General features: G+C 73.8%; 18 protein-coding genes. 16 read left to right on the top strand and 2 right to left on the bottom strand.

The genetic code is table 11. The features are described 5' to 3' along the window. Positions 1-29: 29 nt before the first annotated feature. The gene (locus AB0411_RS12160) at positions 30-1,631 is read right to left on the bottom strand and encodes an NAD-binding protein (RefSeq protein ID WP_366417172.1); all 1,602 of its coding nucleotides are present in this window, start codon (positions 1,629-1,631) and stop codon (positions 30-32) included. Between the two features lie 541 nt (positions 1,632-2,172). On the opposite strand from AB0411_RS12160, the gene AB0411_RS12155 reads away from it, so the two are divergent. The 14 genes from AB0411_RS12155 to ppk2 all read left to right on the top strand — a co-directional run bounded on the left by AB0411_RS12155 (position 2,173) and on the right by ppk2 (position 17,943). Beyond that, entirely contained in the window at positions 2,173-3,636 is a 1,464-nt protein-coding gene (locus tag AB0411_RS12155; protein WP_366417171.1) for an amino acid permease, read from the top strand. A 158-nt stretch (positions 3,637-3,794) separates the two neighbouring features. Continuing rightward, entirely contained in the window at positions 3,795-4,787 is a 993-nt protein-coding gene (locus AB0411_RS12150; protein ID WP_366417170.1) for a hypothetical protein, read from the top strand. A 175-nt stretch (positions 4,788-4,962) separates the two neighbouring features. Then, positions 4,963-5,400 carry a hypothetical protein gene (locus AB0411_RS12145; RefSeq protein WP_366417169.1) on the top strand — a complete coding sequence of 146 codons (438 nt, stop codon included), beginning with the start codon at positions 4,963-4,965 and terminating at the stop codon, positions 5,398-5,400. A gap of 102 nt (positions 5,401-5,502) precedes the next feature. Next, positions 5,503-5,730: a hypothetical protein gene (locus tag AB0411_RS12140; RefSeq protein WP_366417168.1), complete on the top strand. Its 228-nt coding sequence runs from the start codon at positions 5,503-5,505 to the stop codon at positions 5,728-5,730. Between the two features lie 179 nt (positions 5,731-5,909). Further along, positions 5,910-6,938 (top strand): zinc-dependent alcohol dehydrogenase family protein, encoded by a 1,029-nt coding sequence (locus AB0411_RS12135; protein WP_366417167.1) that lies wholly within the window; start codon positions 5,910-5,912, stop codon positions 6,936-6,938. A gap of 159 nt (positions 6,939-7,097) precedes the next feature. Further along, positions 7,098-9,695, top strand: a complete 2,598-nt coding sequence (locus AB0411_RS12130) for a SpoIIE family protein phosphatase (protein WP_437041910.1) — start codon at positions 7,098-7,100, stop codon at positions 9,693-9,695. A 1-nt stretch (position 9,696) separates the two neighbouring features. Beyond that, the gene (locus AB0411_RS12125; RefSeq protein ID WP_366417166.1) at positions 9,697-10,797 is read left to right on the top strand and encodes a sugar ABC transporter substrate-binding protein; all 1,101 of its coding nucleotides are present in this window, start codon (positions 9,697-9,699) and stop codon (positions 10,795-10,797) included. An 11-nt stretch (positions 10,798-10,808) separates the two neighbouring features. Further along, a complete protein-coding gene (locus AB0411_RS12120) occupies positions 10,809-11,618 on the top strand; it encodes an ATP-binding cassette domain-containing protein (protein WP_366417165.1) in 810 nt (269 codons plus the stop codon). Beyond that, positions 11,615-12,895, top strand: a complete 1,281-nt coding sequence (locus tag AB0411_RS12115) for a sugar ABC transporter permease (RefSeq protein ID WP_403147983.1) — start codon at positions 11,615-11,617, stop codon at positions 12,893-12,895. The genes AB0411_RS12120 and AB0411_RS12115 overlap by 4 nt, the downstream gene beginning before the upstream one ends. Before the next feature lie 57 nt (positions 12,896-12,952). Beyond that, positions 12,953-14,182 (top strand): permease, encoded by a 1,230-nt coding sequence (locus tag AB0411_RS12110; RefSeq protein ID WP_366417164.1) that lies wholly within the window; start codon positions 12,953-12,955, stop codon positions 14,180-14,182. A 105-nt stretch (positions 14,183-14,287) separates the two neighbouring features. Then, positions 14,288-15,157 carry a universal stress protein gene (locus AB0411_RS12105; RefSeq protein ID WP_366417163.1) on the top strand — a complete coding sequence of 290 codons (870 nt, stop codon included), beginning with the start codon at positions 14,288-14,290 and terminating at the stop codon, positions 15,155-15,157. Positions 15,158-15,334: 177 nt separating this feature from the next. Continuing rightward, positions 15,335-15,634 (top strand): dsRBD fold-containing protein, encoded by a 300-nt coding sequence (locus AB0411_RS12100; RefSeq protein ID WP_366417162.1) that lies wholly within the window; start codon positions 15,335-15,337, stop codon positions 15,632-15,634. Between the two features lie 62 nt (positions 15,635-15,696). Continuing rightward, positions 15,697-17,088: a nicotinate phosphoribosyltransferase gene (locus AB0411_RS12095; RefSeq protein WP_366417161.1), complete on the top strand. Its 1,392-nt coding sequence runs from the start codon at positions 15,697-15,699 to the stop codon at positions 17,086-17,088. Positions 17,089-17,121: 33 nt separating this feature from the next. Continuing rightward, the gene (gene ppk2, locus AB0411_RS12090) at positions 17,122-17,943 is read left to right on the top strand and encodes a polyphosphate kinase 2 (protein ID WP_366417160.1); all 822 of its coding nucleotides are present in this window, start codon (positions 17,122-17,124) and stop codon (positions 17,941-17,943) included. Positions 17,944-17,962: 19 nt separating this feature from the next. Here the strand turns inward: ppk2 and AB0411_RS12085 are convergent, their stop codons facing one another. Further along, positions 17,963-18,850 (bottom strand): universal stress protein, encoded by an 888-nt coding sequence (locus tag AB0411_RS12085; RefSeq protein WP_366417159.1) that lies wholly within the window; start codon positions 18,848-18,850, stop codon positions 17,963-17,965. A gap of 183 nt (positions 18,851-19,033) precedes the next feature. Between AB0411_RS12085 and AB0411_RS12080 the strand changes: the two genes are divergently transcribed. Together AB0411_RS12080 and AB0411_RS12075 are read left to right on the top strand one after the other, a co-directional pair. Next, complete coding sequence (locus tag AB0411_RS12080; protein WP_366417158.1) at positions 19,034-19,798, top strand: HAD family hydrolase; 765 nt, start codon at positions 19,034-19,036, stop codon at positions 19,796-19,798. A 41-nt stretch (positions 19,799-19,839) separates the two neighbouring features. Further along, the gene (locus AB0411_RS12075; RefSeq protein WP_366417398.1) at positions 19,840-22,242 is read left to right on the top strand and encodes a glycoside hydrolase family 65 protein; all 2,403 of its coding nucleotides are present in this window, start codon (positions 19,840-19,842) and stop codon (positions 22,240-22,242) included. Positions 22,243-22,301: the final 59 nt, after the last annotated feature.

The following is a 22,301-nucleotide window of genomic DNA, read 5'->3' as shown; positions in this document are numbered from 1 at the left end:
CGGCCGCGGCGCCCTCGGCACGCCGTTCTTCATCGCGCTCCCTGCGCGCTGCGGGCACCGTCGCGTTCGTGCCCGCCGGACACGTGGCCGCAGTCGTCGCGCGCCGCGACGGGCCGGCCGACGAGACCGCGTCCCGGCAGGTCGACGTGGTCGCAGTCGGTGTCGGCCACGACCCGTCGCGGCGGGGCGCCGGCGGGGCAGGCCGTGAGATGGGCGGTCACATAGGCCGCGCTGGTCCTGGTGATGTCGCGGGTCAGCCCGAGGGGCAGCAGCGAGCGGGTCTCGGCGATCGCCTCGTCCTCACCGGCCCGCAGCACCACCCGGACGTCCGGTGCCACACCATGGGCGGCGACCGCGACGGCGATGTTGTCCAGTTCGTGGGAGCCGACGGCGGCGAGCGCCCGCGCCCGCCCCAGTCCGAGCCGCGCCAGCACCGCACGGTCCTCGCCGTGCGCCAGCACCACCGGTATCCCCATCGACCGTGCGAGGCGCAGGTTCGGGGCGGCGGGCTCGCGTTCGACCCCGACGACGGGCACCCCCAGCTGACGCAGGGTCTGGCACAGCCGCAGGCCCACCTGACCCAGCCCCACCACGATGACGTGACCGGCGCGGGGCAGCACCCGCGGCCCCAGGACGCCGACCAGCCGGGGGCCGATCAGCCGGTCGACGATGCCCGCGGTCAGCAGCGCGGTGAACCCCACCGTCACCAGCATCGCCACCGCGGACACCACCTCGTAGCCGGGATGGCCGGGGTGCGGTGCGGCGGGTCCCACCCCGGCGACGACCCGGGCGGCCTCCAGGAAGGCGGTACTGGCCGGCCGGTGGAAGACGGCGACCAGCCACAGCCAGTCCAGGGCGAGGACGGCGGCGATCCCCAGCAGCCCGATGAGCAGCAGCCGGGCATCGGCGTCATGCGGCTGCAACTGCCCCCGCAGCCGCCCGAGCAGCGCGCGCCGCCGGGCGCCCGTGCTCGCCCGCCAGGGCGTCTCCACCAGGTGCGCCCCGTCCCGCCGGACCGCCACCGCACCGTGCCCGTCGTCCCAGACGGCGAGGGCGCCGGGGTCCACGCACAGGCCGGCCAGCGTGGGCGCCAGCAGGTCGGCGGGCGAGACCGGCACACAGTCGCGCAGCAGCAGCCGGAGCTGCTGGGCGACGGTGCGGTCGAAGACGGTGACGACGATCCGGACGGAGTCGCAGACGTGGCGCACCGCGAGCGCGTAGCGCAGTGCGGACAGGTCGTCGCCCACGAGCACGGCCACCCCGGCCGGCCGTGCGGCGAGCGCCCGGCGGAGGTCGTGGTCGTCCGGTGCGGCGAGGTGGTCGACCGGGTGTCCGCTCTCCCCCAGGGAGGCGCAGACCCGGCGGGCGAGCGTCGTGGCGCCGATCACCACCGTCCCGGCGTCCTGGCCGGCCGGGCCCGTGGCCGGAATCGCTCCCGGCTCCTCGGCCCCGGTGACCGTGTCCTCCGGTCCCGCCGGGCGCTCCGGCGGTTCTCCCGCCGGGGCGTCGGCGCGCCGTTCACCCGGCGTTGTGCCCGCCGACCCGCTGCCGTCGTCCGCCCCTGGTGGGGTGGCGGGCACGGCGTGCGGCGGGGCGGTGCGGGTCTGTCGGGCGGAGGGAAGCGTGGCCATGGAGTCCCCTTGCTCGTCGGCCGGTGACAGGGCCGGACTCACGCTAGGGGGCTCGTGGTCCGGGGCATCTGTCCCTGCGGCCAAGGGTTCGCCGGCCGCGTTGTCCGCCCGCACCAGCGGCCGCCCAGGGCCCTGCCGGCACAGGGAAGGACCGGGGCCGGCGCATCACGTCCACCACACGCCCCCCGGAGCGCGAGCCTCTTTTTCGCCAATCTTCATTGGCCTGATGTACAGCGCTTGAGAGGGACTTTGTCCTCTCTCACAAATACGCCGCCGCGCACCGCCACATACGCTTACGCAAATCCCAATCCGGACGTGATGCGGCTCACCCCCCACAAGGAGGCGGGCCACCGCGCGGAGGTGCGATCAGCGCTCCCCCACCCGCGCAGGGCATCCGGAGGCCGCGACCCGCTCGTCGCGTCTCCGCACGTCGCCAGGACCATGACCGCCTGCCGGCACCCGGTCCTTTCGTGCGTCCGGCCACCGAGGCGAACCCAGCAGTCACCACACGGATGACCCTCCAACCCTCAATGGATGTCAGATGACTACACCTCCCCCCAGCTCCGTGGCAGCACCCCCCGTACCGCCCGGCAACGGGCAGGATCCAGGACAGTCAGGGCTGCAGTCGGGCCTCAAGAACCGCCATCTGTCCATGATCGCAGTGGGTGGGGTCATCGGCGCCGGCCTGTTCGTGGGCTCCGCCTCCGGCATCGCCGCGGCCGGCCCCGGCATCCTGCTGTCGTACGCCCTGGTGGGCGCGCTCGTCGTGTTCGTGATGCGGATGCTCGGTGAGATGGCCGCCGCCAACCCGACCTCCGGCTCCTTCTCCGCCTACGCGGACCGGGCGCTCGGCCGCTGGGCCGGTTTCTCCATCGGCTGGCTGTACTGGTTCTTCTGGGTCGTGGTGCTCGCCGTGGAGGCGACCGCCGGCGCGGCGATCCTCACCAGCTGGGTCCCGGCCGTCCCGCAGTGGGCCTGGGCGCTGATCGTGATGATCGTCCTCACCGCCACCAACCTCGCCTCGGTCGCCTCGTTCGGTGAGTTCGAGTTCTGGTTCGCGGGCATCAAGGTCGTCGCCATCGCGGCCTTCATAGCCCTCGGCGGACTGGCGATCTTCGGCGTGCTGCCCGGCTCCGACAACGCGGCGACGGGCTTCAGCAACCTCACCGCACACGGCGGCTTCCTGCCGCACGGGCCCACCGCGATCCTCACCGGCGTGCTGATGGTGGTCTTCTCCTTCATGGGCAGCGAGATCGTCACCCTCGCCGCCGGCGAGTCCGAGGACCCGCAGCGCGCGGTCACCAAGGCCACCAAGAGCGTGATCTGGCGGGTCGGCATCTTCTACCTCGGCTCGATCCTCGTGGTCGTCTCCCTGCTGCCGTGGAACGACCCCTCGATCGCCAAGAAGGGCTCCTACGTCGCGGCCCTCGACTCGATCGGCATCCCGCACGCCGGCCAGATCATGAACGTGATCGTGCTGACCGCCGTGCTCTCCTGCCTCAACTCGGGCCTCTACACCGCCTCCCGGATGGCCTTCTCGCTCGGTCAGCGCGGCGACGCCCCGAAGGCCTTCGCCCGGACGAACACGCGGGGCGTCCCGCAGGCCGCGATCCTCGCCTCCGTCCTCTTCGGCTTCATCGCGGTCGGCTTCAACTACCTGTGGCCGACCACGGTGTTCCAGTTCCTGCTGAACTCCTCCGGCGCGGTCGCGCTGTTCGTCTGGCTGGTCATCTGCTTCTCGCAGCTGCGGATGCGCGGGATCATCCTGCGCGAGAACCCGGAGAAGCTGGTCGTCCGGATGTGGCTGTTCCCGTACCTGACCTGGGCGACGATCGCGATGATCTCGTTCGTGCTGGTCTACATGCTCACCGACGACAGCGAGGGCGGCGGCCGCATCCAGGTGCTGCTGTCGGTGCTCCTGGCCGTGGTGGTGGTCGGGGTGTCCCTGGTCCGCGACCGGCTCGGCCGCGCCGCCGCCGAGAAGTCGGCCGTCACCTCCCGCTAGTCACCGGGTGGCCGACCGGTCACCGAACGCCGTGCCGTACGGCCGGCGGTGTGCTCCGCACCCGCTGTCCGTACGGCACAGCGGTGCCACTAGCCTGCTAGCCACCCGCACCTTTCCTCTCCGCCCACGCGCCCACGACCGGAAGGCCGCCGACACACATGCCCGCGTTCAGACGCCGCAAAGGCAGCCTTCCCCGCCTCGTCCCCGAGCTCGACGACGTGACCCTGGGGCGGGTGCGGCGACGCGTCGAGACCTGCTGGTCCCGCGGCTCGCTGGACACCGCCGTCATGGCCCTGATGGCGGACGTGATCAACGAAGCCGGCCAGGACTGGGACCGCAAGGCCCACCGCCTGGGCGTGCTGGCCTCCGCCGCGGGGCGTTCGCTGCCCGGCATCTGGCGCCAGCACAGCCCCAAGGACCACGGCGCACTGCTGCTGCACGCCTGGTCCGACCTGATCCAGGCCCGGCAGCAGGACTCCTCCGTCGACCTCGACGCCACCCGCGAGACCTGCCGGCTCGCCGCCGAGCTGCTCCCCGACGACCCCACCCCCTGGACCCTGCACCTGGCCACGCTCCGCGTCCAGCGGCGCCCCTCCACGGAACTGGCGGCGATCTGGCGCGAGATCAAGGCCCGCGACCCCTGGAACCGCGAGGCGCACCTGCAGGCCCTGGGCTACCTCTCGCCGGAGGAGTGCGGCTCCAGCGCCCTGGTGCTGGACCTGCTCGACGGCGTCCGCTCCCTGATGCCGCCCGATGCCCCCGCCGTCGGCCTGGAGCTCACCTCGCTCGTCCGCAGCCACCAGCGCGCGGTCGCCGACGGCGGGATGACGGCCCTGGGCGCCGGGGAGATCTGGCGGCGCCCCGACGCCGCCCGGGCTCTCGACCAGGCCGCGCACTACTGGCCGGGCACGGGGTTCCTCCGGCACGCGGCGGCCCTGGCCGATCTCAACCTGCTGGCCTACGCGCTGGTCAAGGCCGGCCGGACGACCGAGGCGGGGATCGCGCTGCGCGCCACCGGCGGGGTGGCGACGATCTGGCCGTGGACCATGGACGGCGACCCGCTGGAGCGATTCACGCACTTCCACGGACGCTATGCGAGCGATGCCGCCGACGGCGGTTCCGCGCGGCGCGGCACGTCCTGGGGGCGGTGACGGCCGGGGCCGCACCGGCCGGAAGCGGGCCGCGCCGCCGAGGAGCGCAGGTGCGAGGTCCGGGAGTGCGATGACATAGCCGGAACGAGTGGTTTTGTAGCCTCTTGCGGCGTATCGCGAGTGTCCTGCCCGCTTCCCGGGGATTCCCTCCTTCGGAGAAGGGTGGGAGATGCGCATGCGCGACACCGTCGGCACCGGTGCCTCCGCGGCCGCGGGCCGCCGGCGCGTGCTGATGTTCGTCGTGCTGCTGGCCCTCCTGCACGCCGCGCTCGCCACCGGCTGCTCCCACACGCCGGACCCCGGTGCCCACGGCTGTCCTCCCCACGCCGCCGCCCCCGCGCTGTCCGACCCCGCCGCCCGGCCCTGCGTCACGGCGGGCCCGGTGCCGGCGTCCACCGGCGGCGGGAAACATCCGGGCAGCGGCGTCCGCCGCCTGTGCGACGCCTCCGCCTGCCATCTGCGCCATCAGGTCCCCACCGGGTCCGGCGGCAAGGCGCTCGGGGACTCCCCCGCCGCCCTGCCCCTCACCGCGTCCCGGGACCTCTCTTCGGGGGCCGCCGTCCTGGCCGCCGCCCCCGCATCGCCACCCCGCGTGGCCGTCCTGCGCTGCTGAGCCGGCCCGGCCGCGTCCCCCACCCCACCCCGCAAGCGGGCCATGGGGCGAGCGCGGTCTGCCGTCATCAGCTCTCGGGACTTCCACCGCAGGAGATCTGGCATGCCCCTCGATGTCTTTGCCGCCCTGGGCGCGCTCGTCCGCGCCGAGGCCGTCCGCACGAAGAAGGTGCCCGCACCCACCCCCGCCGACGAGGCCACCACGCCGCGGCCGCGCACCCCGGCGCGCCCGCAGGCCGAGCCGCCGACGGCCGTCCCCGCGCCCGTGCCCCCGGCCCGGAAGGGCCTGCTGGCCAGGATGCGGCAGAAGCTGACGACGCTCTTCGGCTAGGGCTCCCCGGCCAGGCCGATCGCGGAAACACTCCAGCCGGATCCCCGGCCCGTGACCCGGGCGCGCGGCGGCACGCTCGCCGGCGCCCGGTGACGCCGCGCGGCGAGGGCTCCGGCCTGCCGACGGGCTCCGGCGGGGCACCGTTTGTCCGGCCCCGCGAGGGGCGCCATCCTGGGGACATGGCCCCCGTTGCAGGCCCGGACACGGTGTCCGGCTGGGTCGTCCGGCGTCCCGGCCCGATCGCCTCCGGGCCGCTGGCCCCCGTCCGCCGTCCGGTCCCCGAGCCGGGCCCCGGGGACCTGGTGCTCAGCGTGGAGGCCTGCGGGGTGTGCCGTACGGACCTGCATCTGGCGGAGGGGGACCTGCCGCCGCACCGTCCGTCGACCGTCCCGGGCCATGAGATCGTCGGCCGGGTGGTCGCCGTCGGCGAGGCGGTGACGGCGTTCCGGGCCGGTGACCGGGCCGGCGGCGCCTGGCTGCGCGGCACCTGCGGGGTCTGCCGGTACTGCCGGGCGGGCCACGAGAACCTCTGCCCGGAATCGCGTTACACGGGCTGGGACGCCGACGGCGGCTTCACGGAGACCGCTCTCGTGCCCGCCGACTACGCCTACCCGCTCCCGGACGGCCAGGACGCGACGCTGCTGGCGCCGCTGCTGTGCGCTGGGATCATCGGGTACCGCGCGCTGCGCCGCAGCGCGCTGCCCTCCGGTGGCCGGCTCGGGATCTACGGCTTCGGTGCCTCGGCCCATCTGGCCGCCCAGGTCGCCCTGGCCGAGGGCGCGACCGTGCATGTGCTGACCCGGTCGGCGCGGGCCCGTGAACTCGCCCTGGCGCTGGGCGCGTCCTCGGCCGGCGGCGCCTACGACCGCCCTCCCGAACCGCTGGACTCGGCGATCCTCTTCGCCCCCGTGGGCGAGCTGGTGCCGGTGGCGCTGGAGGCGCTCGACCGTGCGGGCACCCTCGCCGTGGCCGGTATCCATCTCTCCGACATCCCCGCGCTCCACTACCAGCGGCATCTCTTCTACGAGCGGAACCTGCGCAGCGTGACCGCCAACACCCGGCAGGACGGCCGGGAGTTCCTGGCGACCGCGGCACGGATCGGCATCCGGGTCACCGTCAGCCCCTACCCGCTGAGCCGGGCTCCGCAGGCGCTGGAGGACCTGGCCGCCGACCGGGTGCAGGGGGCCGCCGTCCTGACGCCGGACTGACGCGCCGGGCGTCCGGTGCGTCAGCAGTGCGGAGGCTCCCCGCCCCGGCGGTCGCCAGCCCCGTGCGGGAGCCCGCCGGCCGCCCGCCGTGGCCCCCGCTCCGACTAGCTGCTCCCTTGCTGCGTGCCGCACCATGGAGAGGAGGCCGTGAATGACGACATGTCCGGCGAGCCGGTGGCGGGGTGGACGCTCCGGCCCCGGAGAGCGGATACGGCGACCGTGGCTTACGACGACGGCTTCCGGCACACGGAGGCGGTGCAGGCAGTGACCGCACGGATCCTTGGGTCCACCGGGGCTGAGCTGACCGCCGTCTATGTGCCCGCCGAGGGGGGCGGCGATCTTCAGCTGGCCGAGATGGTCGGCGGCTCCGGCGGCCTCCACGGACTACCGACCGGCTTCCCGCTGTCCGGCAACTCCCCGGTGGCCGCGTCGTTCCGCACCGGCCTCCCCCTCTGGCTGAGCCCGGCCGAGCTCGCGCACTACGGCGTCACCACTCCGGGCGGCGCGGACGCACCGCCCTGGGACGGCGCCGGGATGCTGCCGTCCGATGTCTCGCTGGCCGTGCTGCCGCTCGGCGGGGACGCCAAGCGGCTGGGGTGCCTGGTCGTCATGGACAAGGCACCGGACGCCTTCGACGCCGACCGCCGCCATCTGCTGGAGCTGCACGCCGACCAGGTGTCCGCGGGGCTGGAGGCGGTCGCGGCCCGGGTCATGGCCCGTACGGAGCGGCGGTCGTTGCTGGGGCCGGGGCTGGACACCCTCCGGGGCGGCGCGTTCACCCTGACGCTGGCCACCGGGCGGATCGACGCGGACGTCCACGTGCTGGAGCTGTTCGGGGTCGCCCCGGAGCAGTTCGACCGGCGGGTGGAGACGCTGCTGGCACACACCGCGCCGGACGATCTGCCCGCGCTGATGTCGATCGTCGAGCCGGGCCGGCTGCCCTCCCCCGGCCAGCAGCTGTCGATCCGGATCCGCCGGCCCAACGGCGAACTCCGCTGGCTGAGCCTGCGCTGCCGGGTGCTGGTCGACGCCGCCGGGACCCCGGAACGGATGCTGGGCGTGGTCGCCGACGCCTCCTACCTGCGTCCCAGCGCGGACGAGGTCTCCCTCGTGCAGCAGCTGTCCGCCGCGCTGGCCGGCGCCACGACGATCCGCGACGTCGGCCGGGTGGTGGTCGCCACCCTGCGGGCGCCCCTGGAGGCGAGCCGGGTGGCGGTGGCGGAGCTGGAGGCCGACCGGTTCGTGGTGTCCGTCCTCGACCCGCCGGAGCCCGGTGCCTGGCCCGCGGCGTGGCGCTCCGAATGGCGCTCCGAGTGGCCCGACGCGTCGTGCCATGCGATGCCCACGCTGGAGAGCATGCTGCGGGCCGGCCATGTGGCCCTGTGGCCTCCCGACGCGGCGCTCGAACCCGGCCTGGCGGGGATCGGGCCCGGCGGGCTCGCCGTCCTGCCGCTGCCGTCCGAGGGCCGGATCGTCGGGGTGTGCCTGGTCGGCTGGGACGAGGAGCACCGGTTCGGACCGGAGGAACGGTCCCTGTTGACCGCGACGGCGGGGCTGGTGGGCCAGGCCCTCGTCCGTGCCCATGCGCTGGACGCCGGGCACGAGCTCGCCACGATGCTCCAGCGCAGTCTGCTGCCCCGCAAGCTGCCGTCGCTGCCCGGCGGGGTGGCGGTCGCCCGCTACCTGCCCGCCACGATGGGGCTCGAAGTGGGCGGCGACTGGTACGACGTCATCCCGCTGTCCGACGGCCATATCGCACTCGTCATCGGCGATGTGGAGGGCCACAGCGCCGGCGCCGCCACGATCATGGGCCAGATGCGGACCGCCATCCGGGCCTACGCGGTCGAGGGCCACCCGCCCGATGTGGTGTTCTCCCACGCCAACCGGCTGCTCCTCGGCATGGAGACCGATCTCTTCGCGACCTGCTGCTATGTGGACCTCGACATGGAGGAGGGCATCGCCTGGTTCGTCCGGGCCGGGCATCTGCCGCCGCTGCTGCGGTTCCCCGACGGCAGCACCGAGGAGCTGTCGGTCGAGGGCGGTCCCCCGCTGGGGGTGGCCGCGGACGGCGAGTTCCCGCTGACCGAGGTGGGCCTGGCCCCCGGCACCGTGCTCGTACTGCTCACGGACGGGCTGGCCGAATCGGCCGCGCTCCCCCTGGAGGACGGCCTCCGCCGGGTGCGCGAGCTGCTCGCGCGGGCCGATCCGGCCGATGCCGGGCAGCTCGCCGATCAGCTGCTCGGCGAGACCAAACGGCGCGACGACGATGTGGCGGTGCTGGTCCTGCGCTACGACGGGATGCGCGTCCGCCCGACCCGGGCGCACTGGACGGTGTGGCGGCTGCCCGACGCGGTCATGCACGCCCGCCGCTTCACCGCCCGCACGCTGCGCTCGTGGACCGTGGCCGAGGAGCTGGACGTGGCCCTGCTGGTGGTGTCCGAGCTGGTCACCAACGCCATCGCCCATACCCAGGGGGAGGTGCGGCTGGATCTGACCCTGGCCGCCGACCGGCTGCGGATCGCGGTGAACGACGCCTCGCCCCGGGCGCCCGTCAAGCCGACGAGCGTGGACTGGGAGTCGACCGGCGGCCGCGGGCTGCTGCTCGTCGAGGCGGTGTCGGCGACCTGGGGTTCGGTGCCGCTGAGCGGTGGCAAGCAGGTGTGGAGCGAGATCAGCCTGCAGCCGGACGAGCGGCTCGGCGCCGAGGGGGACCCGGCCGGCACGGCGGGCCCGCGCGAGGGTGAGGAGGTCCCCTGAGGTGCGTGGTCGTCTGCGCGGAGCTGCCGCCGTCCTGGCCGGGCTGTGCCTGGTCGCCGGGCCGGCCGCCTGCGGGAAGGCCGGCGGGGTGCACGAGGCGGACGGGCCCGCCGCCGGCGGCGCGCTGAAGATCGGCGTGCTGCTCCCGGACAACACCTCGCGTCTCTACCACTTCGACAAGCCGCTGATCGAGAAGAAGATCCATCAGCTGTGCCCCGAGTGCACGGTGGAGGTCGTCAGCGCGGAGCACGACGTGGCCACCCAGCAGCAGCAGATGGACGCGATGATCACCAAGCGGGTCCGGGTGCTGATCCTGGACGCCGTCGACTCCAAGTCGCTCCGCTCGCCGGTCGAGAGCGCGCGGGCGGCGGGGATCCCGGTCGTCGCCTACGACCGCCTCGTCGAGGGACCGGTGTCGGCGTATGTCTCCTTCAACGGCAGGAGGGTCGGCGAGCTGCAGGGCGAGGCGCTGCTCAAGGCGCTCGGCAGCAAGGCGCGCGGCGCGCAGATCGTCATGATGAACGGCGACTCGACGGACCCCAACTCCGCCTGGTTCCGGCAGGGCGCGCTCGCGGTGCTCCAGGGCAAGGTGAAGATCGGGAAGGCCTACGAGACCGCCGGGTGGCGGCCGGAGAACGCCAACAGCAACATGACCGCGGCCATCTCGGCCCTCGGCGCCGGGCACATCGACGGGGTCTACTCCGCCAACGACGGGCTGGCGGCCGGCATCATCTCCGCCCTGGAGGCCGCCAAGATCTCTCCGCTGCCGCCCGTCACCGGCCAGGACGCCGAACTCGCCGCCATCCAGCGCATCGTCGCCGGCGACCAGTACATGACCGTCTACAAGCCCTTCGCGCCCGAGGCCGGCACCGCCGCCGCCATGGCCGTCGCGCTGGGCCGCGGCAAGAAGCTCGACGGCATCACGACACACACGGTCAACAGCCCCACCACCCGGGGCATCCCGGCGGTGCTGCTCACCCCGCTCTCCGTGACGGTGCACCGCATCAAGGGGACCGTGGTCAAGGACGGCATGTACACGATCGAGCAGATCTGCACCCCCAAGTTCGAGGCCGCCTGCCAGAAGGCGGGACTCACCAGGTGAGGCAGGTACCCATGGAGCCCGGCTCAGCCCTCCGGCGACCGACACCCGCGCCGCCCCTGCTGGCGCTGCGCGGCATCTCCAAGCGGTACGGCGCCGTCCAGGCGCTGGCCGATGTCGAACTGGAGGTGCGCGCCGGTCAGGTCGTCGCGCTCGTGGGCGACAACGGCGCCGGCAAGTCCACCCTGATCAGGGTGGTCGCCGGGGTCGACTCCGCCGACGAGGGCGTGATCGAGTGGGACGGCCGGCCCGTCCAGATCACCCGCCCCCACGAGGCCCAGGACCTGGGCATCGCCACCGTGTACCAGGACCTCGCGCTGTGCGACAACCTCGACGTGGTCGGCAACCTCTTCCTCGGCCGCGAGATCCACCGGGCCGGGGTGCTGGACGAGGTGGAGATGGAGCGCCTCACCCTGGACCTGCTCGACATGCTGGCCATCCGGATGCCCGACGTACGCCTCCCGGTCGCCTCGCTCTCCGGCGGCCAGCGCCAGACCGTCGCGATCTCCCGCTCGCTCCTCGGCGAGCCGCGGCTCGTGCTCCTCGACGAACCCACCGCGGCCCTGGGCATCGAGCAGACCGCCCAGGTCCTCGACCTCGTCGACCAGCTCCGCGAACGCGGGCTCGGGGTGCTCCTCATCAGCCACAACATGGGGGACATCAAGGCGGTCGCGGACTGGGTCGCCGTCCTGCGGCTGGGGCGGAACAACGGCTTCTTCGATGTGACGACCACGTCCCACGAGCAGATCATCTCCTCGATCACCGGAGCCACGGACAACGCCGTGACACGCCGCAAGACACCCGGGTGGGAGGTGCAGCCGTGAGCCGGACCTGGGCGCTCAGGAAGCAGAAACCGCCCGGAGGGCAGGGCGCCGCGGGCGGGACGGCGACCGCCGCCGGACGGCGCGCACCCGCCTTCGGGGCGCAGAACCCCCTCGACCTGCTCCGGCGCAGGTTCCACAGCGGCGAGCTCGGCTCGGTCCCGGTGGCCCTCGGCCTGATCGTGGTGTGGATCATCTTCGAGAGCCTCAACGAGAACTTCCTCTCGCCGCGCAACCTGTCCAACCTGACCGTGGACATCGTCGGCACCGGCATGATCGCGGTGGGCGTCGTCTTCGTCCTGCTGCTCGGCGAGATCGACCTGTCGGTGGGCTCGGTGAGCGGCCTCGCGGCCGCCGCCTTCGCGGTGCTGACCGTGAACCACGGCGTACCGGAGGGGCTCGCGCTGCTGGTCGCGGTCCTCGGCGGCACGGCGATCGGGGCGGTGCAGGGGTTCTTCTTCGCCAAGGTCGGGGTACCGGCGTTCGTGGTCACCCTGGCGGGCCTGCTGGGCTGGAACGGCCTGATGCTCTACATCCTGGGCGTCAACGGCACGATCAACATCGACGACAAGGGCCTGCTCGCGATGCTGACCAGCTACTACTTCAACAATGTGGCCGCCGCGTACGGCCTGGCGGCGCTCGGCACGGCCGGCTACTTCCTCGTTTCCTACCGCGATGTGCGGCGGCGCAGGGCCGCCGGGGTGCCCGCCCGGCCGCTGAGCGAGATCCTCCTGCGCACCGGAGTGCTGGCGGTGATCTCCCTCGCCGCGGCCGTGGTCCTGAACCAGTTCCTGGGGCTCCCGCTGGCCCTGTTGATCTTCCTCGTGGTGCTCGTCGGGCTCGACTGCGTGCTGCGCCGTACGCGCTACGGACGCATGATCTTCGCGCTCGGCGGCAGCGTCGAGGCCGCCCGCCGCACCGGCCTCAATGTGGACCTGGTCCGGATCTCGGTCTTCATGGTGTCCGGGACGATGGCCGCGATCGGCGGCCTGTTCCTGGCCTCGCGCGTGACCTCGGCCAGTCAGACGTCCGGCGCCGGCCTGCTGCTGATGGACGCCATCGCCGCCGCGGTCATCGGCGGCACCAGCCTGTTCGGCGGACGGGGCCGGACCTGGTCGGCCCTGCTCGGTGTCCTGGTCATCCAGTCGATCGCCTCCGGCGTGGCCCTCATGGGCATCCGCACGGCCGTGCAATTCATGATCACCGGCGGGGTGCTGCTGATCGCCGTGGTCATCGACTCGCTGTCGCGGCGGGCGCAGAAGGCGCACGGGCGGGTCTGACCCGGCGCCGGACGCGCGGGCGTTTGAGCCGCGGTACGCCACGGAACACCTCAGCCGATGCACCCGGTCCTGCACGCACTGTCCATCGCCGGATCCATGACCTGGGAGATCACCTGGGCACTGATCCTGGGCTTCGCGCTGTCCGCGGTCGTCCAGGCGGTGGTGCGCACCTCCACCGTGGTCGGCCTGCTCGGCGACGACCGTCCCCGCACCCTGACGCTGGCCGCCGCGCTGGGCGCCGCCTCGTCCTCCTGCTCGTACGCGGCGGTCGCCCTGGCCCGGTCCCTGTTCCGCAAGGGCGCGCACTTCACGGCCGCCATGGCGTTCGAGATCGCCTCCACCAACCTGGTGGTCGAACTCGGCGTCATCCTGGCCCTGTTGATGGGCTGGCAGTTCACCCTCGCCGAGTTCACCGGCGGCCCGGTCATGATCGTCGTGCTGGCCGTGCTGTTCCGCCTCTTCCTGTCCGACCGGCTGCTGCGGCCGGCCCGTGCGCAGGCCGAACGGGGGCTGGCCGGCTCCATGGAGGGGCATGCCGCGATGGACATGTCCGTACACCGCGAGGGGTCCTTCGCGCGGCGGCTCTTCTCCTCCGAGGGCTGGACCGCGACCTCGCACGTCTTCGTCATGGAGTGGGCCGCGATCATCAAGGACCTGGTGATCGGCCTGCTGATCGCCGGGGCCATCGCGGCCTGGGTGCCCGACAGCTTCTGGCGGGCCTTCTTCTTCGACGGACATCCGCTGGCCGCGAAGGTGTGGGGGCCGCTGATCGGGCCGCTGGTGGCGATCGCCTCGTTCGTCTGCTCCATCGGCAATGTGCCGCTGGCGGTGGTCCTGTGGAAGGGCGGGATCAGCTTCGGCGGGGTGGTCGCCTTCATCTTCGCCGACCTGCTGATCCTGCCGATCCTGCACATCTACCGGAAGTACTACGGGACCAGGATGGCCCTGTTCCTGCTGGTCACGTTCTACGCGGCCGTCGTCGTCGCGGGCTACGCCGTCGAATTCGTCTTCGGCGGGCTGGGGCTGATCCCCCGCCAGGCCGACGCGACGATCCCCATGGCCGGGGTCTCCTGGAACTACACCACCTGGCTCAACATCGCCTTCCTCGTCCTCGCCGCCGCACTGGTCCACCGCTTCGTGCGCACCGGGGGCCGGGCCATGCTCGCGATGATGGGCGGGGCGCCGGCCGGCAGCCCCGGGACGCGGTCCGCGTCCGGCGCCGCCGGGCGCGACCGCACCGGCCGCGACGGCACCGGACGGGACGGCACCGGGCACGGCCCGCACTGACCCGCGCCGGATCCGGGCCGAGTGGCTGATGCCGGAGCGCGCGAGGTCGAGCACCCTGGAGGTATGGGCGCACATGCGCCGAGCGCCCAGGAAGGGAGCGAGGCCATGAAGGATGTCATCACCGCCGGTGTGGACGGTACGCCCGAGTCCCTGTCCGCGATCGTGTGGGCGGCACAGGAAGCCCGGCTGCGGCGTGCGCGCCTGCGGCTGCTGCACGCCTGGGTGCTGCTCGCGCCCGAGCCGGCGCCCGGGCCCGTTCCGGAGGGCGACCAGAACTACTGGCCCTACCGGATGATGGACGAGGCCGTCACCGCGGTGCGCACCCGCTTCCCCGACCTCCCGGTGGATCCGGCCCTGGTCGCGAAGGACCCCCAGCAGGCCCTGCAGGAGGCCGCGGCGGAGTCGGACCTGCTGGTCCTGGGCTCGCGGGACCTGGGCCCGGTGTCCCGCTTCGCCCTCGGCGAGCTCGGCCTGAAGCTGATGGTGCACACCGACTGCCCCACGGTTCTGGTGCGCGCCCGGCGGGGCACCAAGGCGGACGAGCCGGGCGGGGAGGTGATGGCGGGGCTGAGCCTGCACGAGCCGTGCGAGGCGCTGCTCGCCTTCGCCTTCGACAGCGCCGCACGGCGCGGTGCCCCGCTGCGCGTCGTGCACGGCAGGCACCTGCCCTCGTACGCCTACAACCGGGGCGGCGGCGTGGAGCCGGTCGCCGCCGAGGAGGCGGCGCAGGACGCGCGGCAGGAGCTGGCCGCCGCCCTGCGGCCGTGGCAGGAGAAGTACCCGGACCTGACGGTGGATGCGCGCGTGGTGATGGAGAGTCCGGCGCCGGCCCTGCTGCACAGCGCCGCGGACGCCGGGCTGCTCATCGTCGGCCGGCGGCACCGGCACCGGCTGCCCGGCCAGCGGATCGGTCATGTCGTCCAGGCGGCCGTCCACCACGCTCCGTGTCCGGTGGCCGTGGTGCCGCACGAGTGACCACAAGACGGTGGCGTCCACGGTCTGAGACGGCCGGTGGCCGGCGCCATGACGCCCCGCGGCGGAAGGCGGATGATGACGGTGAGAGCTCGTACCGGCGGGGCCGGCTGCCCAGGGCACGACGGCTTCGTCCGGGGCCCCGAGGCGGCGGCCCCCGGTGGAAGGCAGAGGTGAGCCATGGCACAGACAGTCGAATGGCCCGTCCGTCTCTACCTCTTCGAGGAGGACGGCACGACCAAGGCACGGGTGGTGCTCCGGACCGGGACCACCACGCTGACCGGGCACGGCACGGCCCGCTGCAGCCCCGGGGACCCGGACGTGCCGGAGATCGGCGACGAGATCGCGGCCGGGCGCGCGATGAAGGACCTCGCCGGGCAGTTGCAGCGGGTGGCGGACCTCGATCTCGAAGGCGTGGGCGCCGGGCCGCCCCGGCGCGAGCACCGCGCCGCCTACGGCTGGGCCGACGCGATGGCGTGAGCCCGGTGCGGGGTGCCGCCCCGGCCGGCCGGGCCTACGGCGCTGTGTGGAAGGAGTCGGCCATGTCGGATGCGACGCTCACCGACCTGTACGAAGTCACCATGGCCCTCTCGTACCTCCAGGAGGGCATGACCGAGCCGGCGACGTTCAGCTGCTTCGTCCGGGCCCTGCCGCCGGAGCGGGGGTTCCTGGTCGCCGCCGGGGCCGAGACGGTCCTCGACTTCCTCTCCGGCTTCGCCGTCGGCCGCGACGACGTCGAGGTGTTCGCCGAGGCACTGCAGCGCCCGGCCAGGGATCTGGCGCCGCTGCTGGGGATGCGCTTCACCGGGGAGGTCAGGGCCGTGCCGGAGGGGCGGGTGGTGCTGGCCGGAGAACCGCTGCTGGAGATCACCGCTCCCCTGCCGCAGGCGCAGCTCGTGGAGTCGTATGTGCTCAACCACCTCACCCATCAGACGACCGTCGCGTCCAAGTGCGTCAGGTGCGTGCTCGCCGCACGGGGACGCTCCGTCGTGGACTTCTCGCTGCGGCGCGCCCCGGGTACCGCGGCCGCCTGCCAGGTGGCCCGGCTGGGCGCCATGACCGGATTCGCGGGCACCAGCAACGTCGCGGCGGCCCACGCCGAGGACCTGACGGCGGTCGGCACCATGGCGCACTCGTACATCGAGGCGTTCGGCGACGAGGAGGCGGCGTTCACGGCGTTCGCGCTCTGCCATCCCGGGCCGGTGACCCTGCTGGTGGACACCTACGCCACCGAGTCCGGCGTCGCGGCGGCGGCCCGGGTGCTGAACGCGCTGGGGCGCGGCGACGGGTCGGCCATCCGGCTGGACAGCGGTGACCTGGCGGAACTGGCCTTCCGTGCCCGCGCGATCCTGGACAACGCGGGGCTTCCGCAGGTCCGCATCGTCGCCAGCGGCGGGCTGGACGAGTTCGCCGTGCACGATCTGGCGCAGGCCCGAGCGCCCATCGACGTCTTCGCCGTGGGCACCCGCGTCGGGGTCAGCGCCGACGCCCCCTCGCTGGATTCGGCGTACAAGCTCGTCGCCTACGACGGCCGCCCCGTGATGAAGCTGTCGTCGGCGAAGGCGACCGCACCGGGCCGCAAGCAGGTCTTCCGCCGGCCCGGGTGCCACGATGTGATCGGGCTGGCCGACGAGCCGGTCCCGCCCGGCAGCACGCCGCTGCTGGAGACGCTGATGCGCGGGGGCGAGCGCGGTGCGCCGCGCGGTCGCACCGAGGACGCCCGGCGGCGGGTCGCCGCGGACCTCGCGGAGCTGCCCGCGGCCGCGCGGGCCATCCGGTCGCCACAGGCGGTGCGGGCGAAGGTCTCCAAGCGGCTCGCCGTCCTGACCGAGCACGTCCGGCGGCGGATCGAGCGCGAGGCGCTGGGGGGCGTCCCCGCGAGCCCGGCCCGATCGGCGAGCCGCCCGCTGGCCCCGTTCGGCTCGCACGCCTGAGCCCCCGCCGGCTTTTCTCCGTACCGTCGTCGTATGGCGGACAAACAGGGCGGCAACGGCCCCAGGAAGCTGCCGCGGGCGCTGTACGAGCGGGAGCTGTACCGGCTGCAGACGGAGCTGGTCAAGCTCCAGGAGTGGGTGCGCACCGAGGGCGCCCGGATCGTGGTGGTCTTCGAGGGACGGGACGCGGCCGGCAAGGGCAGCACGATCAAGCGGGTCACCCAGTACCTCAACCCCCGGGTGGCCCGGATCGCGGCGCTGCCCCGGCCCACCGAGCGGGAACGCACCCAGTGGTACTTCCAGCGCTACGCGGAGCACCTCCCCGCGGCGGGCGAGATCGTGCTGTTCGACCGCAGTTGGTACAACCGGGCCGGCGTCGAGCGGGTCATGGGTTTTTGCACACCGGCCGAGCACCAGCGGTTCCTGCGGCAGTGCCCGGTCTTCGAACGGATGCTGGTGGAGGACGGGATCCTGCTGCGCAAGTACTGGTTCTCGGTGAGCGACGAGATGCAGGAGCAGCGGTTCCGGCGGCGGCTGCAGGACCCCACCCGGCGCTGGAAGCTCTCGCCCATGGACCTGGAGTCGCTGACCCGCTGGGAGGAGTATTCGCGGGCCAAGGACGAGATGTTCGTCCACACGGACATCGCGGAGTCACCGTGGTTCGTCGTCGAGAGCGACGACAAGCGCCGGGCCCGGCTGAACATGATCGCCCACCTGCTGTCGACGGTGCCGTACCGCGATGTCACCCCGCCGCAGCTCACCCTGCCGCCGCGGCCCCCGGCCACCGGCTACCAGCGGCCGCCGCGGGACCTGCAGACCTACGTTCCCGATCATGCGGCGGGGCTGGAGGGTTAGGGCCGGCAGGGCGGGCGGGTCAGTCGGGGGAGCGCGGGGCCGGCTCGGCGTGCTGGGGCACCACCGCCACGGGGCAGTCGGCGTGGCAGAGCGCGGTGTGCGCCACCCGCCCGGGCTGCAGGCCGAAGTGCCCCTGGCGGCGCTGGGCGGCGACCACCAGCAGATCGGCGGCGGCCGCGCGGTGCACCAGCACCTTGTGCGCCGGGCCCTCGACCAGGGAGCGGCGCACCCGCACGTCCGGGTGCGCCGCGGCCGCCTCCGCCAGTGCGGCGTCGAGCAGCTCCGCCGCCCGCTCCTCGGGGTCGCGGTGGGCGTCGGCGGGGGGCTGCGGGTCGGGGGCCGTGCGGCGCCAGGCGCACACCGCGTCCAGCGTGCAGCGGCGGGCCGCCGCCTCGCGGAAGGCGAAGCGGACGGCCGCCCCTTCGGCGGCCGGGTCGGTGACGCCCAGGAGGATGTGCTCATGGGTGCCCGCGAGCCCGGCCGGGTCGCCGCGTACCACGATCACCGGGCACCGGGCGCGGGCGGCGACCGTCAGGCTGACCGACCCCAGCAGCAGGCCGGTGATCTCCCCGAGCCCCCGCGACCCCAGGACCAGCACCGAGGCGTGGAGGGCCTCGTTCAGCAGGGCGGTGACCGCGTCATCGGCCAGCACTTCGCCCGAAACCTCCAGGTCGGCGTGCCGGCGGCGGGCGTGTGCGGCGGCGGACTCCACGATGTTCTCGGCGAGCACCTGCTCACCGGGGCGCTCCTGGTCCGGCGCCGACGAGGTGCCCTCGTAGCGCTCCCAGCGGGAGGCATGGACGATCCGCAGCGGCAGCCCGTGGCGCGCCGCCTCGTCCGCCGCCCAGTCCAGCGACCGGAACGCGGCATCCGACCCATCGGTTCCGACGGTCAGCGGATGCTCCATCGCCCTCGCCTCCTTCCGCTCGCCGGCGACCAGGCCCTACTGCCACCGTCGCACCGTGCCGCGGTGCGCGCAGCGGACACAGGCGCACCACGGCCGCGGGCCGGGGCGGGAGACCGGGCGCGGCGCGCCCCCGGCCCGCGGCCGTGGTGCCATGGAAGGGACACCGACGAACGGAACGTCACCATGAGCGGCACGCCGTCCCTGGCCGCTTGCCTGCACTCGTTGCGGGCCGTGGTCCTCGACACCGACGGGGTCATCATCGACTCCGCGCCGGCGCATGCCGCCGCCTGGAAGGGCGCCTTCGACGCGTGTCTGGCGGCCGCGGGCGGGCAGCGCCCCTTCGACCCGGTGGACGACTACCTGCGTCATGTCGACGGCCGGTCCCGGCAGGACGGGGCCGCCGCCTTCCTGCGCGCACGGGGCCTCGACCTGCCGCCCGGCACACCGGACGACGCGCCGGGCACGGACACCGTCGGCGCCGTCGCGGCCCGCAAGGACGAGCTGTTCACCGCGAGCCTGCGGACCGCTGCCGTCCCCACCTGGCCCGGCACCGTACGCCTGCTGCGGGTGCTGGGGGACCTGGGGGTGCCGTGCGCCGCCGTCTCGGCGTCCCGCCATGCCACCGAGCTGCTGTCCGCGGCCGGGGTGCTCGGGCTCTTCGCGGCCGTGGTGGACGGCAACGAGGCACAGCGGCTCGGTCTGCCGGGCAAGCCGGACCCGGCGCTCTTCCTGGAGGCGGCCCGGCGGCTCGGTGTCCCGGCCGGGGACACCGCCGTGGTGGAGGACGCGCTCGCCGGCGTCGAGGCGGGCCGCCGCGGCGGGTTCGGCCTGGTGGTGGGCGTGGACCGGACGGCAGGACCGTACAGCGCCACCGCCCTGCGCCGCCGCGGCGCCGATGTGGTCGTGGCCGACCCCGGCGAGCTGCTGACGCCCGGGGAGGAGGGGTGACGAGCGGCTGGGCCTGGCCGTACGACGGCCGGGGCGGGCGGATGACGCGCCCCTGGGCCTGGTCGTACGAGGGCTACGACCCGGCGACGGAAGGGCTGCGCGAGTCGCTCTGCACACTCGGCAACGGCTACTTCGCCACCCGTGGCGCGGCGTCCGAGGTACCGGCAGGGCCCGCGCACTACCCCGGCACCTACGCCGCCGGCTGCTACAACCGGCTCACCTCCCTCGTGGCGGGCCGCCCGGTCGAGAACGAGGACATGGTCAACCTGCCCAACTGGCTGCCGCTGCGCTACCGGATCTGCCCCGCCGACGCGGCCCCCGGCCCCTGGCTCTCCCCCGACCACCCGCAGTTGACGGAGCACCGGCAGACCCTGGACCTGCGGCACGGCACCCTGACCCGCTGGTCGGTCTACGAGGACGGGGCCGGCCACCGGCTGACCGTGGAACAGTGCCGCCTGGTGCACATGGGAGAACCCCACCTGGCGGCGCTGCGCACCTGCTTCTCCTCCGACGGGTGGGCGGGCACCGTGGAGGTGGAATCGGGGATCGACGGTGCGGTGCGCAATGCCGGGGTCGCGCGCTACCGGGAGCTGGAGGACCAGCATCTGACGGGGTGGGAGACCGGGACCGAGCTGCCGGACACGGTGTGGCTGAGCTGCCGCACCCTCGACTCGGACATCCGTATCGCGCTGGCCGCACGCACCCGCGCCTCCTCCGGCCGGGGCGGTGCGCCGCTGCCGCAGCTCACCGCGCTGCGGGCGTTCCACACGCTGGTGCTGCCCGTCGCCCCCGGCTCCCCCGCCGTCGTCGAGAAGACCGTGGCGCTGTACACCTCCCGCGACCCGGCGATCGAGAGCCCGCGGCACGCGGCGGTGGACTGCGTGGCCCTGGCCCCGCACTTCCGGCAGTTGCGGGCCTCGCACCGCCGCGCCTGGGAGAACCTGTGGCGGCAGGCCAAGCTGGAGGTCCCCGGGGAGGCCGGCGGGATCCTGCGGCTGCACCTCTTCCACGTCCTGCAGACCCTCTCGCCGCACACCGCCGAGCTGGATGTCGGGGTGCCGGCGCGGGGCCTGCACGGCGAGGCGTACCGCGGACACGTCTTCTGGGACGAACTGTTCGTGCTGCCGTTCTTGAACCTGCACCTCCCGCAGGTCTCCCGGGCGCTGCTCGACTACCGCTACCGGCGGCTGCCCGCCGCCTGCCATGCGGCACGGGAAGCCGGCCGCACCGGCGCGATGTACCCGTGGCAGAGCGCCGGCGACGGCCGGGAGGAGACCCAGCAGCTCCACCTCAACCCGCGCTCGGGGCGCTGGCTGCCCGACTATTCCCGGCTCCAGCACCACGTCGGGTCGGCGATCGCGTACAACGTGTGGCAGTACGGACAGGCCAGCGGCGACACGGAGTTCCTGCACACCAGGGGCGCGGAGATGCTGCTGCAGATCGCCCGCTTCTGGGCCGCGTCCACGACCTGGGACGCCGGCCTGGGCCGGTACCGCATCCGCGGGGTCGTCGGGCCCGACGAGTACCACGACGCCTATCCGGGCGCCGCCGAGCCGGGAGTGGACGACAACGCCTACACCAACGTCACGGCGGCCTGGGTGCTGACGCGTGCCCTCGAACTCTGCCGCACGCTGCCCGAGGCCCACCGGCGGCAGCTGTGCGAACGCCTCCAGCTCGAGCCGGAGGAGCCCGAGCGCTGGGAGGACATCGCGCACCGGCTCCATGTGCCCTACCACCGGGGGGTGATCAGCCAGTTCGCCGGCTACGGGGACCTCGCCGAACTCGACTGGCACGGCTACCGGCACCGCTACGGTGACATCCGCCGGCTGGACCGGATCCTGGAGGCGGAGGGCGATACGGTCAACCGCTACCAGGCCTCCAAACAGGCCGATGTGCTGATGCTGGGCTATCTCTTCTCGCCGTCGGAACTCGCCTCGGTCTTCCGCCGGCTCGGCCACCCCCTCGACGACGACATCTGGCACGCCACCGTCGACCACTACCTGCACCGCACGAGCCACGGATCGACCCTCAGCGCCCTGGTCCACGCCTGGGTCCTGGCCCGCGTCCACCGGCCCGATGCCTGGACCTTCTGCGAGGAGGCGCTGGCCGGGGACGTGGCGGACGTGCAGGGCGGCACCACCGCGGAGGGCATCCACCTGGGCGCGATGGCCGGCACTTTGGACTTCATCCAGCGCGGTATGACCGGACTGGAAACCCGCGACCGGGCGCTGTGGCTCGATCCCGCGCCGCTGCCGGAGCTCTCGAAGTTCGGGGTCCGCATCCGCTTCCGGCGCCACTGGGACATCGATCTGCGCATCCGCGCCGAGCAGGTGCGGATCGCGGTACCGGCCTCCGAGAACGCCGCGGTGCGGGTCAGGCTGCGCGACCGCTCGTTCTCCCTGCCGCCCGGTACCTCCCGCCGGCTCGATCTGCCCGGCGACTGAGCGGAGCCGGGGCGCCCGGCCGGACACGGCCCGTCCGCGGGGCGGCGGGCCGTGCGACT

Source organism: Streptomyces angustmyceticus, from assembly GCF_040701845.1.
Lineage (GTDB): Bacteria > Actinomycetota > Actinomycetes > Streptomycetales > Streptomycetaceae > Streptomyces > Streptomyces angustmyceticus_A.
Note: the sequence above shows the minus strand (reverse complement) of the source record. Positions and strands in the feature narration are given on the sequence as shown.